At 71.2% G+C, this 13,014-nt stretch carries 15 protein-coding genes; 13 read left to right on the top strand and 2 right to left on the bottom strand.

Features of this window, described 5'->3' with window-relative positions; translation table 11 throughout:
• Positions 1–12: 12 nt before the first annotated feature.
• Complete coding sequence (locus QRN30_RS02300; RefSeq protein ID WP_214518536.1) at positions 13–456, bottom strand: hypothetical protein; 444 nt, start codon at positions 454–456, stop codon at positions 13–15.
• Positions 457–546: 90 nt separating this feature from the next.
• Between QRN30_RS02300 and QRN30_RS02295 the strand changes: the two genes are divergently transcribed.
• From QRN30_RS02295 to QRN30_RS02260, 8 genes are all read left to right on the top strand, one after another.
• Positions 547–1,197 (top strand): ScbR family autoregulator-binding transcription factor, encoded by a 651-nt coding sequence (locus tag QRN30_RS02295; protein WP_017887894.1) that lies wholly within the window; start codon positions 547–549, stop codon positions 1,195–1,197.
• Positions 1,198–1,314: 117 nt separating this feature from the next.
• The gene (locus QRN30_RS02290) at positions 1,315–2,193 is read left to right on the top strand and encodes an aminoglycoside phosphotransferase family protein (protein WP_042537601.1); all 879 of its coding nucleotides are present in this window, start codon (positions 1,315–1,317) and stop codon (positions 2,191–2,193) included.
• Between the two features lie 58 nt (positions 2,194–2,251).
• Positions 2,252–2,854: a DUF6197 family protein gene (locus tag QRN30_RS02285; protein WP_017887896.1), complete on the top strand. Its 603-nt coding sequence runs from the start codon at positions 2,252–2,254 to the stop codon at positions 2,852–2,854.
• Entirely contained in the window at positions 2,851–3,555 is a 705-nt protein-coding gene (locus tag QRN30_RS02280; protein ID WP_017887897.1) for a DinB family protein, read from the top strand. Before QRN30_RS02285 ends, QRN30_RS02280 begins: the two co-directional genes overlap by 4 nt.
• Positions 3,556–3,763: 208 nt before the next feature.
• Complete coding sequence (locus QRN30_RS02275; RefSeq protein WP_017887898.1) at positions 3,764–4,411, top strand: ABC transporter permease; 648 nt, start codon at positions 3,764–3,766, stop codon at positions 4,409–4,411.
• Positions 4,398–5,669 (top strand): ABC transporter ATP-binding protein, encoded by a 1,272-nt coding sequence (locus QRN30_RS02270; protein ID WP_042537597.1) that lies wholly within the window; start codon positions 4,398–4,400, stop codon positions 5,667–5,669. Before QRN30_RS02275 ends, QRN30_RS02270 begins: the two co-directional genes overlap by 14 nt.
• Entirely contained in the window at positions 5,666–6,430 is a 765-nt protein-coding gene (locus QRN30_RS02265) for an ABC transporter permease (protein WP_042537595.1), read from the top strand. The genes QRN30_RS02270 and QRN30_RS02265 overlap by 4 nt, the downstream gene beginning before the upstream one ends.
• Positions 6,427–7,452 carry a glycine betaine ABC transporter substrate-binding protein gene (locus QRN30_RS02260; protein ID WP_042537593.1) on the top strand — a complete coding sequence of 342 codons (1,026 nt, stop codon included), beginning with the start codon at positions 6,427–6,429 and terminating at the stop codon, positions 7,450–7,452. Before QRN30_RS02265 ends, QRN30_RS02260 begins: the two co-directional genes overlap by 4 nt.
• An 81-nt stretch (positions 7,453–7,533) precedes the next feature.
• On the opposite strand, the gene QRN30_RS02255 is transcribed toward QRN30_RS02260, so the two are convergent.
• Complete coding sequence (locus QRN30_RS02255) at positions 7,534–8,163, bottom strand: TetR/AcrR family transcriptional regulator (RefSeq protein ID WP_052481655.1); 630 nt, start codon at positions 8,161–8,163, stop codon at positions 7,534–7,536.
• Positions 8,164–8,243: 80 nt separating this feature from the next.
• On the opposite strand from QRN30_RS02255, the gene QRN30_RS02250 reads away from it, so the two are divergent.
• The 5 genes from QRN30_RS02250 to QRN30_RS02230 are packed head-to-tail and all read left to right on the top strand — an operon-like array spanning position 8,244 to position 13,009.
• Positions 8,244–8,972, top strand: coding sequence for an ABC transporter ATP-binding protein (locus QRN30_RS02250; protein WP_031260145.1), 729 nt, complete (start codon positions 8,244–8,246; stop codon positions 8,970–8,972).
• Positions 8,969–10,246 (top strand): ABC transporter permease, encoded by a 1,278-nt coding sequence (locus tag QRN30_RS02245; RefSeq protein ID WP_159556153.1) that lies wholly within the window; start codon positions 8,969–8,971, stop codon positions 10,244–10,246. Before QRN30_RS02250 ends, QRN30_RS02245 begins: the two co-directional genes overlap by 4 nt.
• A 27-nt stretch (positions 10,247–10,273) precedes the next feature.
• On the top strand, positions 10,274–10,801 hold the full coding sequence (locus tag QRN30_RS02240) for a GNAT family N-acetyltransferase (protein WP_284760313.1): 528 nt from the start codon (positions 10,274–10,276) through the stop codon (positions 10,799–10,801).
• Positions 10,802–10,855: 54 nt separating this feature from the next.
• Positions 10,856–11,524, top strand: coding sequence for a hypothetical protein (locus tag QRN30_RS02235; protein WP_017887906.1), 669 nt, complete (start codon positions 10,856–10,858; stop codon positions 11,522–11,524).
• A gap of 39 nt (positions 11,525–11,563) precedes the next feature.
• Positions 11,564–13,009: a phytoene desaturase family protein gene (locus tag QRN30_RS02230; RefSeq protein ID WP_159556152.1), complete on the top strand. Its 1,446-nt coding sequence runs from the start codon at positions 11,564–11,566 to the stop codon at positions 13,007–13,009.
• The last annotated feature ends 5 nt before the right edge of the window (positions 13,010–13,014 follow it).

Here is a 13,014-nt window from a genome sequence, read left to right as displayed (position 1 = left end):
CCACGGGGGCGGTCAGGAGCGGAAGCGGTCCTGCCGGGGGCGTGGCGTGCCGGTCAGCGAGACCACGAGCAGGGTGGCGAGCAGGCCGAACCCGGCGAGCTCGATGCCCAGGCCGGCGAGCTGCCAGTAAGCACTGCCGACGGTCTGCGGCTGCGTGATCGACTCCGGCCACCACGACGCGATGAGCGGGAACGAGCCCGGGAACGGGTCGAGGCCGAACACCACCAGGCCGCCGAGCAGCAGCACGACCCCGAGGGCGGCCATGGCCCCACGGGCCCGACCGAGCATGTGCACCACCAGGGCCGCTGCCATGCCGGCGAGCCCGACGACGGCGATCAGGAACGCGAGCACCACGATGGTCTGCGGCGCGAGCGCGACCCAGTCGAGCACCGCGATCGGCAGCAGCAGCCACCGGCCCGTCCGTGCCCAGCGCGCAGGGTTCCGCCATCCGTCCATGGCGACCGACCGTAGGGCACGCGGCCGAACGCCTGCCGAATGCGGCCAGGGCTCCCCGGCGATCGCGTGCGCTGACTACGATCGGACCCCATGGCGCAGGACCGACCGACCCGGCAGCAGCGGTCGCTCGCGACCCGCACCGCGATCATCGAGGGCGCGGCCGCGGAGTTCGACGAACGCGGGTACGTCGGAGCCTCGATGGACGGCATCGCCGAACGCATCGGGATGACCAAGGGTGCGCTGTACTTCCACTTCACGTCGAAGGCCGACATGGCGGGGGCCGTCGTCGCCGAGCAGCACGCGATCTCGCGCCGGTACGGCGAGGCCGCGGTGGCGCGGGGCACCACTCCGCTCGAGTCGATCATGTGGCTGTGCCAGGGGCTCGCCGTGCAGATGACCACCGAGGTCGTCGTGAGCGCCGGGGTGCGCCTGTCGACCGACGTGGCGGCGAGCGACGTGGACCGGCGGGACCCGTACACCGACTGGGCCGCGGTGGTCGCCGGGTTCGCGCGGCAGGCCGTCGACGCGGGAGAGCTCGATCCGCGGTGGGACCCGGAGCTCGTCGGCCGGGTCGTCGTCCGTGCCTACACGGGCGTGCAGACCGTCTCGGACGTGATGACGCGGCGGGCCGACCTGTTCGCGGGCCTGCGGGAACTCTGGACGGTCCTGCTGGACGCGTTCGTCACCGAACGGCTGCGTCCGGAGATCCCGCGACTCGTCGCGCTCATCGCTCCGGAGTGACGCGGGTCCCCCCAGGGAAACACCCACGTCACCTCGCCTCTGAGACTACCGAGAAGCCGGTCGCGCCACCGGCCCCAGTTCGCGGGCATGTGTCCGGCGGCCCACTAGCCTGACGCGGTGCCCACACCCGCTGCCGAGGTCGACGTCGACGTCCCGCTCGTCCGCTCCCTGCTGCGTGACCAGCACCCCGACCTGGCCGGGCTGTCGCTCGAGGTCGTCGCGAACGGGTGGGACAACGTCGTCCTGCGTCTCGGTGACGACCTGGCCGTGCGGGTCCCCCGCCGGCAGCTGGCCGCACGCCTCGTCGAGCACGAACAGCGCTGGCTGCCGGACATAGCCGCCCGGGTCGGGTCGGTCGTCCCGGTGCCGGCTCCGGTGCGGACCGGCCGACCCGCCCTCGGGTACCCGTGGTCGTGGAGCATCGTGCCGTGGCTCCCCGGCACCCCGATCGGCGCACGCGCGGCCGGGGTCCCCGTGGCCGAGGCGCTCGCCGCGTTCGTCGGGCTCCTGCACGTGGCGGCCCCGGCCGGTGCCCCGGCGAACCCGTTCCGTGCGGTGCCGCTCGCGTCGCGGAGCGACGCGGTGCTGGCGCGACTCGATGGCCACGACGTGCACCGGGCCGGCGAGCTGGCCGCGCTCTGGCGGGCCGCAGCCGCGGCGCCGGCGCACGCCGGGCCTCCTGTCTGGGTGCACGGCGACCTGCACCCCTTCAACCTGCTCGTCGACTCGTCATCCGCAGGCGTCGACCACCTGTCAGCCGTGATCGACTTCGGGGACGTCACCGCGGGCGATCCCGCCGTCGACCTCGCGACCGCCTGGTTGACGTTCGACCAGCCTGGGCGACGCGCGTTCCGTGCCCGCGTCGCAGCCTCGGACGCCACCTGGCAGCGCGCTCGCGGGTGGGTGGTGGCGCTCGCATCCGCCCTGGCGACCGCCGACGAACGCGCCTTCCGGAGCGTCGCCCGACGGAGCATCGACGCGGTGCTGGACGACTGAGTCTCCCCGGGGCTATCGTGACCGCACCATCCGTGCACAGTCGATCGGAGGGGCCGCCATGACCCTCGAGCTCCGCGTCCAGCACGACGTCGCCACCGACGCCTCCCCCGCCCCCGTCCGACGCGGTCTCCGCGGCTTGGTCGACCGACTCGCGGACCGCCGCGCCACCGCACGCGCGCGACGGGTCGACGACCGGGTGCGCGAACTCGGCGAACTCGTCCACCTGCTCTCCGACGCCCGCGCCGTCGTCGAGCGCGGCTGGGTGCAGCACGCCTGGTTCGCCTACCTCGACGAGCACGGCCACGAGCGGAAGGCCTCCAGTGCCGCCGCGATGGACGTGCAGGGCCGACCGCTCGTCGGCGCGTGCCTGGTCGGTGCGGTCGTGTCCGCAGCCGGTGGGCCGCTCGCGGTGCACGCACCGCGGGTCCAGCACGCGCTCGACGTCGTCTGGCACGCCCTGGCCCGCGACGAGGGCGAGCCCGTGCTGTGGTGCCCCGCGCCGGACATCCGGATGGGGCGCGTGCGCGACCTGACGAGCTGGAACGACGCCCCGGCACGCTCCGGTGCCGAGGTCGCGGGTCTGCTGCTGACGGCCGAACGGGTCGCGGTGCAGGAATCGACACGCCTGCAGGAGCTCCGGGTGGCACGATCGGGGGCATGAGCGACGTCGAAGCGGTCCCCGAGGTGCACCCCGCGAGCACCAGCACACTGGCGGCCAGCGGCAACGCGCTGCTGTCGGACGAGGGGTCCGCGCCGACCCCCGACCAGGCGGCTGCCGACGCCGCGGTGAAGCAGACGCTGCACCGGTACCTGCAGAAGCACCGAGCAGCACTGCTGGCCAAGCTCGACGGGCTGGCGGAGCGACAGGCACGCTGGCCGGTGACGCCGACGGGCACGAACGTCCTCGGGCTGGTGAAGCACGTCGCGGGCGTGCAGGCCGGCTACTTCGGCGAGGTGTTCGGGCGCCCGCTGCCGGACCCGCCCGCGTGGCTCGAGTCGGAGGACGGCGACGACATGTTCGCCCCGCTGGACGAGACGATGGCGGACGTCGTGGCCTTCCACCACCGGAGTGCCGCCCACGCCGACGCGACCATCGAGGCGCTCGACCTCACCGCGACCGGCACCGTGTCGTGGTGGCCTGAGGAGCACCGGCACGTCACGCTGCACCGGATCCTGGTGCACATGGCCTACGAGACCGCGCGGCACGCCGGGCACGCCGACATCGTGCGCGAGATGCTCGACGGCCTGGCCGGTGACGGCGACGGCAACCTGGCCGACAAGACGCCGGACGAATGGGTCCGGTGGCGCGAGCAGCTCGTCGACATCGCGGAGCGCGCCGGGTTGCGTGACCTGAGCGCATAGCCGGGCACCCAGCCCGATCGTTACCGTTCTCCCAGGCTTGCCCTGGTGTTCCCCCTCTGACCAGGGGTTGTCCTCATCGCAACTGCGAGGGAAACTGCCGCCTCGGCAGGGTTGCGTTGTACAACCGGTCCAGGTGCTGCGTAGCTTTGGCCGAGCTCGTGCCCCGATCTGTGGGCAGTTCAGCCGACCGGAAGGGGAGCGCCCACCCGTGTTCCAGTACGTCGTGGAGCGATGGAACCAGATCTGGTTCGCATCGTGGCAGCACTTCTCACTGGTCGTCCAGTGCGTCGTCCTCGCCACGGTCATCGCCGTGGTGCTCGCCACACTCGTCTACCGCAGCCCGCGCTTGACCGCGTTCGCGAACGGGGTGTCGGCCATCGGCCTCACCCTGCCGTCGTTCGCCGTCATCGGCCTGCTCATCGTCCCGCTCGGCTTCGGCGTCCTGCCGTCGGTCGTCACGGTCGTCTTCTTCGCCGCACTGCCGATCCTGCGCAACGCGGTCGTCGGTCTCGCCGAGATCCCGCCCACCGTCGTCGAGTCGGCGCGCGGCGTCGGCATGAGCCGGTTCCGCACCCTGCTGCAGATCGAACTGCCGATGGCGTGGCCGATCATCCTGAGCGGCGTCCGCGTCTCCGCACAGATGGTGATGGGCATCGCCGCCATCGCCGCCTACGCGCTCGGCCCCGGACTCGGCGGCTTCATCTTCTCCGGGCTGTCCCGCCTCGGCGGCGCCAACGCCCTGTCCTCCGTCGTGGTCGGGGTGGTCGGCGTCGTCCTGCTCGCCCTCGTCCTCGACCTGCTCCTCATCGGCCTCGGCCGCCTGACCATCTCGAGAGGTATCCGTGTCCAGCACTGACTCCGCCACCACCACCGCGCCCGACGGGGACGTCACCGGGCGCAGCATCCTGCTCGACGAGGTCACCAAGCGGTACCCCGGGCAGTCGAAGCCCGCCGTCGACGGCATCACGCTCGAGATCCCGGCTGGCAAGATCGTCATGCTCGTCGGCCCGTCCGGCTGCGGCAAGACGACGACGCTGAAGATGATCAACCGCCTGATCGAGCCCACCCAGGGCCGGATCGTCGTCGGCGACGACGACGTCACCGGCATCGACGGCGACGAACTCCGCCGCCGCATGGGCTACGTGATCCAGGCCGGCGGTCTCTTCCCGCACATGACCGTCGCGGCGAACATCGCGATCGTGCCGAAGATGCTCGGCTGGTCGAAGGAGAAGATCGCGGCGCGCGTCGACGAGCTGCTCGACCTGGTCTCGCTCGACCCCGACACCTACCGGGACCGGTTCCCCCGCGAACTCTCCGGCGGCCAGCAGCAGCGCGTCGGCGTGGCCCGTGCGCTCGCCGCGGACCCGCCCGTCCTGCTCATGGACGAGCCGTTCGGCGCGGTCGACCCGATCACCCGCCAGCGCCTGCAGGACGAGCTCCTGCGTATCCAGGAGGAACTGCACAAGACGATCGTCATCGTCACGCACGACTTCGACGAGGCCGTGAAGCTCGGCGACTGGATCGTCATCTTCACCGAGGGTGCGCACATCGTGCAGTACGACACCCCGGAGCGGATCCTGGCGGAGCCGGCGAACGAGTTCGTCGAGAACTTCATCGGCTCCGGCGCCGGTCTGAAGCAGCTCACGCTGAACCGCGTGCGCGACGTCGAGGTCGAGTCGGCCGTGACGTGCTCGCCCGGCGAAGAGGTCAAGGCCGTGCTGCAGCGGATGCACGAGGCCGGTGGGCACCAGCACGCCGTCGTCGTCGACCACCGCCAGCGGCCGATCGGGTGGCCGTCGCGCCGCCAGCTCGAGCGCCTCGACCGCATCCCCGACGGCGTCGAGCCCGGCCTGCCCGTCGTGGGCGAGGCCGCGACCCTCAACGACGCGCTCGACACCATGCTCGTCTCGAGCGCGGGTGCCGCACTGGTCACCGGTCGTCGCGACGCGTTCCGCGGGGTCATCACCGTCGAGACCGTGATGGAGGCGATCACCCGCTCCCGCGCGACCGCCGCCGGCGACCAGGCCTACACGCCCGTCGGCACGAACACGAACCCGATCGAGACCATGCCGTCGTCGCCGGTGTCGGCGATGCCCACCGGAGAAGACCTGTGAGCGCAGTCGCCGTCGCCGGTCCCGCCACCGGTGCGAGCACCTCGTGGAAGGGCCTGCTGTTCCAGCCGATCGCGATCCTGGTCGTCCTGGCCGGCTTCGCGGTGTGGCTCGCGACGGCGGACCTGACCCCGACCGAGCGCACGACGCTCAACCCGGCGGACATCCTCTCCCTGACCGGCCAGCACCTCGTCCTGACCCTGCAGTCGACGGTGCTCGTGCTCGTGATCGGGATCCCGCTGGGCGTCCTGCTCACCCGCGGCGCGCTGCGCCGGGCGAGCCCGTACGTGCTCGCCGTCGCGAACTTCGGGCAGGCTGCACCGGCCGTCGGCCTCATCGTGCTGCTCGCCGCCTGGCTCGGCCTGAACACGCGGTCGGCCGTCATCGCGCTCGTCCTCTACGCGATCCTGCCGGTGCTCCGGAACACCATGATCGGCGTGCAGAGCGTCGACGCCCGACTGGTCGAGGCCGGTCGCGGCATGGGCATGAGCGCCTTCAGCGTGCTGATGCGCGTCGAACTGCCGCTCGCGGTGCCGGTCATGCTCTCCGGCATCCGGACCGCGCTCGTGCTGCTCGTCGGCACGGCGAGCCTGGCCACCTTCGTCGGTGCGGGCGGACTCGGTCTGCTCATCACCACGGGTGTGACCCTGTTCCTGCCGAAGGTGCTCGTCTCGGGTGCCCTGCTGGTCGCCCTGCTCGCCCTCTCCATCGACTGGCTCGGCCGCGTGGTCGAGACGGTCGCACGACCGAAGGGACTCCGATGACCCGCAGCACCCGCCGCACCCGCCGCACCCGCACCCGGGTCGGAGCCGCCGCGTTCGTCGCCGGTGCCACCGCCCTCGTCCTGACCGGCTGCGGCCTGCAGCCCGCCACCTCGTTCGTGCCCGAGGCCGGTGCCGGCTCCATCCAGCGCATCGACGACCTGCCGGCCGGCGCCCACATCACCGTGACGTCGAAGAACTTCACCGAGCAGCTCGTGCTCGGCAAGATCGCCGTGCTCGCCGCCAAGGCCGCCGGGTTCGACGTCACCGACGAGACGAACGTGCCCGGCAGTGTCGCGGTCCGTGAGCTGATGACCTCGCACGCGGCCGACTTCACGTACGAGTACACGGGCACCGCCTGGCTGACCTTCATGGGCCACGCGAAGGGGATCCCGGACAAGACCGAGCAGTGGACGGCGGTGAAGAAGGAGGACGCCGGCAACGGGCTGACCTGGCTCAACCCGGCGCCGATGAACAACACATACGCCTTCGCCGTCCGTGACGAAGCGGTCAAGGAGCTCGGGAACGTCAAGACGCTCTCCGACATCACGAAGCTGCCGGTCGACCAGCGCACGTTCTGCGTCGAGTCGGAGTTCAACTCGCGTGCCGACGGCTTCAAGCCGATGCTCAAGAAGTACGGCTTGGAGCTCGGTGGCTCGGGGGCGAACGGCGTGCCGAGCAGCAACGTCAGCATCCTCGACACCGGCACGGTCTACACGGCCACCGACCGCGGCAAGTGCAACTTCGGTGAGGTGTTCACCACCGACGGCCGCATCAAGTCGCTCGGTCTGACGGTGCTCGAGGACGACAAGGGCTTCTTCCCGGCGTACAACGTCGCGCCCGTCATCGACTCGAAGACGCTCAAGGAGTACCCGCAGCTCGAGGGGATCTACGACCAGATCTCGCCGAAGCTCACCGACGCGGTGCTGCAGGAGCTGAACCGTCAGGTCGACGTCGAGGGGCGCGAGCCGGCCGACGTCGCCTTCGACTGGATGGTGAAGGAGGGCTTCATCACGAAGCCCTGACCGTTCTCGACGCATCCACGTCACGGACGGGAGGCACGGTGCCAGCTGGCACCGTGCCTCCCGTGCGTTCGTGGTCGCGTCTCAGGCCGCGGCGATGCGCGCCGCCGTGTCGCGGATCGCCGCGACCACTGCCGCCCGCACCTGTTCGGGGTCGGAGCCCTCGTGCCGAGCGGCACTGCGCAAGCCCGTCATGCACATGCCGAGGAGCATCTCGGCCGCCTGCGGGGTCGCGGCGTCCGGCCCCCAGGCCGGGTCGCGTTCGAGGATCGTGCGCACCGCGCCGGTCATCGCCTCGGCGACCGTGGTCATCCGCGCGACCTGCCGACGCATCAACTGCGGGAACCGCACGATGACGGCCTTGCGCTCGAGCCGCTCGTGCTCGTCGCCGAACGACGACCCGAACACCAGGAACGCCAGGTCGACGACCGCCTGCGCTGCCGGCTCCCCCGAGACGGATTCCAGGTGTGCCTGGAGGGTGGCGGGTTCGAGGTCGAGTTCGGTGTGCCCGAGGACCGCGTCCTCCTTGCTCTCGAAGTAGTTGAAGAACGTCCGCGGGGACACGTCGGCGCGGGCGGCGACCTGCTCGATCGTGGTGCCGTCGACGCCCTGCTCGAGCACCAGGGACCGAGCGGCCTCGGCGATGCGGTTGCGGGTCTCGATGCGCTTGCGGTCACGGAGACCGAGTTCTGACGGCGTCGCGGAGTCGGGCATGGCCCGACTGTAACCGGAACGTCACATGATCTACAGCAAACGCAAACTTGCAGTCGTGCACCGGACACTACGGTGAACCCATGACCACTCCCGTGCTCGAGGCCCGTGACCTCGCCAGGACCTACGGCCGCGGCGCGACGCGGTTCGACGCGCTCAAGGGGGTGTCGCTGGCGGTGCACCAGGGCGAGAGCCTGGCGATCGTCGGCAAGTCCGGCTCCGGCAAGTCGACGCTCATGCACCTGCTCGCGCTGCTCGACAAGCCGTCGGCCGGACAGGTGCTGCTCGACGGCACCGACGCCGCGACGCTCGGTGCCCGCCAGGTCAACCGCACCCGGAACAGCACGTTCGGCTTCGTGTTCCAGCAGTTCTTCCTGACACCGAAGACCTCGGTGCTCGACAACGTCGTGCTCCCGCTCAAGATCGCCGGCGTCTCCGGGGCCGAGCGGAAGCGACGGGGCATGGCGGCGCTCGACGCCCTCGGGCTGGCCGACAAGGCGAAGAACGACGCCAACGACCTGTCCGGCGGCCAGAAGCAACGCGTGGTCATCGCCCGCGCGCTGGTCGGTGAGCCGAGCGTGATCTTCGCCGACGAGCCCACCGGCAACCTCGACACGAACACCGGACAGGTGGTCGAGGACATGCTGTTCGGGCTGCAGCGCGAGCGGGGGATCACGCTCGTCGTGGTCACGCACGACGAAGAGCTCGCCGCGCGCTGCGACCGCAGCGTCAACGTCCGCGACGGCCTGATCGTCGGCGGACCCGATGACGCGGTCGACGCGTCCGCCACGCACGGAAGGCACTCCGCATGAACTTCCTCGACCTCCTGCGCACCGCGGTCTCGAACACCTTCCGCTCGAAGCTGCGCACGACCCTGACCGTCATCGCGATCTTCATCGGCGCCTTCACGATCACGCTCACCTCGGCCATCGGCACGGGCGTCAGCAACTACATCGACACCCAGGTCTCGTCGATCGGCGACACCGGTTCCCTGACCATCACGAAGGCGGTCGACACCAGTTCGACCGACAGCGGACCGGCGAAGTACGACCCCGAGGCCTCTGGTCAGAGCGTCGACCGTGGCCCGGCGTCGTTCTCGTACCTGTCGCAGTCCGACGTCGACGCGATCGAGAAGACCGACGGCATCAAGAGCCTCCGCCCCGCGGTCGCCCTCGCGCCGAAGTACGCCGAGTACGGCGACCACGGCAAGTACGTCGTCTCGCTCACGGCCAACGCCGGCGAGCTCGACGCCGACCTGGCGAGCGGCAAGCAGCTCGACGACCAGACCGACGCCAACCAGGTGATGCTGCCGACCGACTACCTGAAGAACATGGGCCTCGGCAGCGCCTCCGCCGCCGTCGGCAAGGAACTCACGATCGCCGTCGACGACTACCAGGGCAAGGCGCACACGCTCACCGCCACGGTCGTGGGCGTGCAGAACGAGTCGCTGTTCGGCAGTGGGGCCGGGGCGAACGCCGCGCTGACCGACGCCATGCAGGCCGCGCAGGAGATCGGCAAGCCCGACTCGATCGCGACCTCCTACGCCAGCGCCACCGCGACGCTCGATCCCGACGCCTCCGTCACCACGGTCAAGAAGTCCCTGGCCGACGACGGGTTCCTCGGCCAGACCATCCAGGACCAGCTCGGTCAGTTCCAGACCGTCATCAGCGGCATCGTCGGGGTCCTGAACGCCTTCGCCGTGATCGCGCTCATCGCCGCCGGCTTCGGCATCATCAACACCCTGCTCATGAGCGTGCAGGAGCGCACCCGCGAGATCGGCCTGATGAAGGCGATGGGCATGGGCGGCGGCAAGGTCTACACGCTGTTCTCGCTCGAGGCGGTCTTCATCGGGTTCCTCGGCAGCGCCATCGGCGCCGGGGTCGCGATCGCGCTCGGCACCGGGATCTCGAACGTCCTGGCCGGCACGCTCCTCAAGGACCTGCCGGGGCTGCAGATCATGCAGTTCGCGCCCGGGTCCGTCGCCACGATCATCCTCGTCGTGATGTTCATCGCGTTCCTGGCGGGCACCCTGCCGGCACGACGAGCCGCACGGCAGAACCCGATCGAGGCGCTCCGGTACGAGTGACAGGCAGGGCTGCCTAGTGTCGGAGCGGTGACGACGTTCGGACGCGACCTCGGTGACGGCTCCACGCTGACGCTGCGCGACCTGACGACGGTCGACCAGGTGCTCGCACTCGTGCACGCCAACACCGATCGTCTGCGGGCCGCCGAGCCCTGGGCGTGGGACCCGCAGACACGCGAGGCCATCGCCCTGCACACCGAGCGGCTGCTCGGGCAGTACGCGATGGACCGCTCGCTGCCCTGCGTCATCCGCCACGACGACCGCGTGGTCGGGGTGGCCTCGCTGACGTTCGACCCGTACCTGGGGCAGGCGTCGCTCGGCTACTGGGTGGACGCCGGACAGGAGGGCCGTGGTGTCGCCCGGCGGGCCGCCACCGTGCTGATCGGCGTTGCCCGGGCCCGCGGCGTGGCCCGGGTGGAGATCCGGACGGCGGTCGACAACGTGCGGAGCCGGCGGCTCGCCGAGCGGCTCGGCCTCACCCACGAGGGCACCCTGCGTGGCGCCTTGCCGCTCGGCCCCGAGCGGGTCGACGTCGCGGTCTACGGCCTGCTCCTCTGAGGTCCGCCGCCCCCGTGCAGACGGACCGACACCGGTCGCCGGTATCGTCGGAGCATGGCCTTGTTCGGACGACGCAACCACGACGTGCGCGATCGACCCATCAGCCAGGTCGAACTGAAGCGTGCGGTCGACGAGGGCTTCCTCATCGCGAAGGCCGCCGTCACCATCGCGGTGGCCAACCGCATCATCACGAACGCCCTGCGTGACCAGGGGTACTTCGACCACGCACTCATCGCCGAGGCCACGCGCGAGGAACTCCACCGCATGGCCGAGGAACAACGGGGTGACGCCGCACGGATGCGCGACATCCGTTCCACCTCGAGCAAGCAGAAGGGCCGTTCCCGCCACCAGCACGACTACCGGCGCGGCGACGACCTGAAGCTCCGGATGCGCGAGGCCACGTACGAGCAACTCGCCGCCATGCTCGACAAGCGACGCGACGACCAGCACTTCGTCGACGGGATCGTCCTCGCCGCGCGGGCCCGCGCCTGGGACGACATCGGCACCACCGTCGTCGGACGCCTCGGCTGGGCACAGCGCCCGGCGGACGACTACGAGATCGGCCGCGACGACCGGTTGCAGCAGATGCTCGACGAGGACTTCGCCGAGTTGCTCGCCGAGCACCCCGTCGGATCGACTCCGGTCGACGCCGACGAACCGGACGACGCCGACGGTGACCAGGACGAGTCCGACCCGGCCGACCCCGACACCTCGCGCACCTGACCGACACCACACGCAGTCACGAGTCCCTAGGCTCGGGGCATGGTGGATGCGGTGGTCGTCGGAGCGGGACCGAACGGACTCGCGGCGGCGGTGACCCTGGCCCGCGCGGGCCTGTCGGTCGAGGTCGTCGAACGGAACGACACGATCGGCGGCGGTGCCCGCACGGCCGAGCTCACCCTGCCCGGGTTCCTGCACGACGTCTGCTCCGCAGTGCACCCGATGGCCCTGCAGTCCGAGTTCTTCCGGCGCTTCCGCATGGAGGACCGCATCGAGCTCCGCCTGCCCGAGGTGCAGTACGGCCACCCGCTCGACCACGGTCGCGCCGGCATCGCGTACCAGGACCTCGACCGCACCGCCGCCGAGCTCGGGGTGGACGGACCGGCCTTCCGGCAGCTGATGGCGCCGCTGGCGGAGAACGCCGACCAGGTCGCGGACTTCGCGACCGACGCACTGCTGCACGTGCCGCGGCACCCCCTGACCGTCCTGCGGTTCGGGCTGCGGGCGCTCGAGCAGGGCACCGCCGCGTGGAACCTGCGCTTCCGCGGCGAGGCCGCCCCGGCGATGGTGTCCGGCGTCGCGGCGCACTCGATCCAGCACCTGCCGTCCCTGTCCACCGCGGCGGCGGCACTGTCGCTCGGCTCGTACGCGCACGCCCGCGGCTGGCCGGTGCCGATCGGTGGCAGCCAGGCGATCGTCGACGCGCTCGCCGCCGACCTCGTCGCGCACGGCGGCCGCATCGTCACCGGACACGAGGTCCGGTCGCTCGGTGACCTCACCCCGGCGAAGGCGGTGCTGTTCGACACGAGCGTGCCGGGCATGCTCCGGATCGCGGGCAAGCAGATCCCGACCCCGAAGCGCGGCGCGCTGCGTCGCTTCCGGTTCGGCAACGCGGCGGCGAAGGTCGACTTCGCGCTGTCCGACCCGGTGCCGTGGACCAACGAGTCGCTGCGGAAGGCCGGGACCGTGCACATCGGCGGGACCCGCCAGGAGATCGCGGCGGCGGAACGGGCGGTGGCGCACGGGCAGCACGCCGAGCGCCCGTACGTGCTCGGGGCGGAGCCGACCGTGGTGGACCCGACCCGGGCCCCGGCCGGCAAGCACGTCTTCTGGGCCTACGCGCACGTCCCCGCGGGCTCGGACGTCGACCCGACCGAGGCCGTCACCCGTCAGATCGAGCGCTTCGCGCCGGGGTTCCGCGACACGATCCTGTCGTCGAGCTCCCGCACCGCCGTGCAGATGGGCGAGTACAACCCGAACTACGTCGGTGGCGACATCGCCGCCGGTGCCGCGAGCTTCTGGCAGCTCGTCAAGCGCCCCGTCCTGTCGAGCGACCCGTGGCGGATGGGCGGCGGCATGTACCTGTGCTCCGAGTCCGCGGCACCCGGCCCCGGCGTGCACGGCATGGCCGGCTGGCACGCGGCGAAGAGCGCGCTCCGGCACACCTTCGGACTGCCGGAGGACGTCGACCTCACCCCGGAAGGCTGAACACC

Source organism: Curtobacterium sp. MEB011 (assembly GCF_030209655.1).
GTDB lineage: Bacteria > Actinomycetota > Actinomycetes > Actinomycetales > Microbacteriaceae > Curtobacterium > Curtobacterium poinsettiae.
The sequence above is the reverse complement of the archived record's forward strand: the minus strand, read 5'-3'. Positions and strand labels throughout refer to the sequence as shown.

Bases quoted from the DNA above. Each gene is read 5' to 3' on its own strand.
- QRN30_RS02280 (WP_017887897.1), top strand. From the start codon at position 2,851: ATGAGCGACGTCGAAGCGGTCCCCGAGGTGCACCCCGCGAGCACCAGC.
- QRN30_RS02260 (WP_042537593.1), top strand. From the start codon at position 6,427: ATGACCCGCAGCACCCGCCGCACCCGCCGCACCCGCACCCGGGTCGGA.
- QRN30_RS02300 (WP_214518536.1), bottom strand. From the start codon at position 456: ATGGACGGATGGCGGAACCCTGCGCGCTGGGCACGGACGGGCCGGTGG.
- QRN30_RS02285 (WP_017887896.1), top strand. From the start codon at position 2,252: ATGACCCTCGAGCTCCGCGTCCAGCACGACGTCGCCACCGACGCCTCC.
- QRN30_RS02250 (WP_031260145.1), top strand. From the start codon at position 8,244: ATGACCACTCCCGTGCTCGAGGCCCGTGACCTCGCCAGGACCTACGGC.
- QRN30_RS02245 (WP_159556153.1), top strand. From the start codon at position 8,969: ATGAACTTCCTCGACCTCCTGCGCACCGCGGTCTCGAACACCTTCCGC.
- QRN30_RS02295 (WP_017887894.1), top strand. From the start codon at position 547: ATGGCGCAGGACCGACCGACCCGGCAGCAGCGGTCGCTCGCGACCCGC.
- QRN30_RS02255 (WP_052481655.1), bottom strand. From the start codon at position 8,163: ATGCCCGACTCCGCGACGCCGTCAGAACTCGGTCTCCGTGACCGCAAG.
- QRN30_RS02230 (WP_159556152.1), top strand. From the start codon at position 11,564: ATGGTGGATGCGGTGGTCGTCGGAGCGGGACCGAACGGACTCGCGGCG.
- QRN30_RS02235 (WP_017887906.1), top strand. From the start codon at position 10,856: ATGGCCTTGTTCGGACGACGCAACCACGACGTGCGCGATCGACCCATC.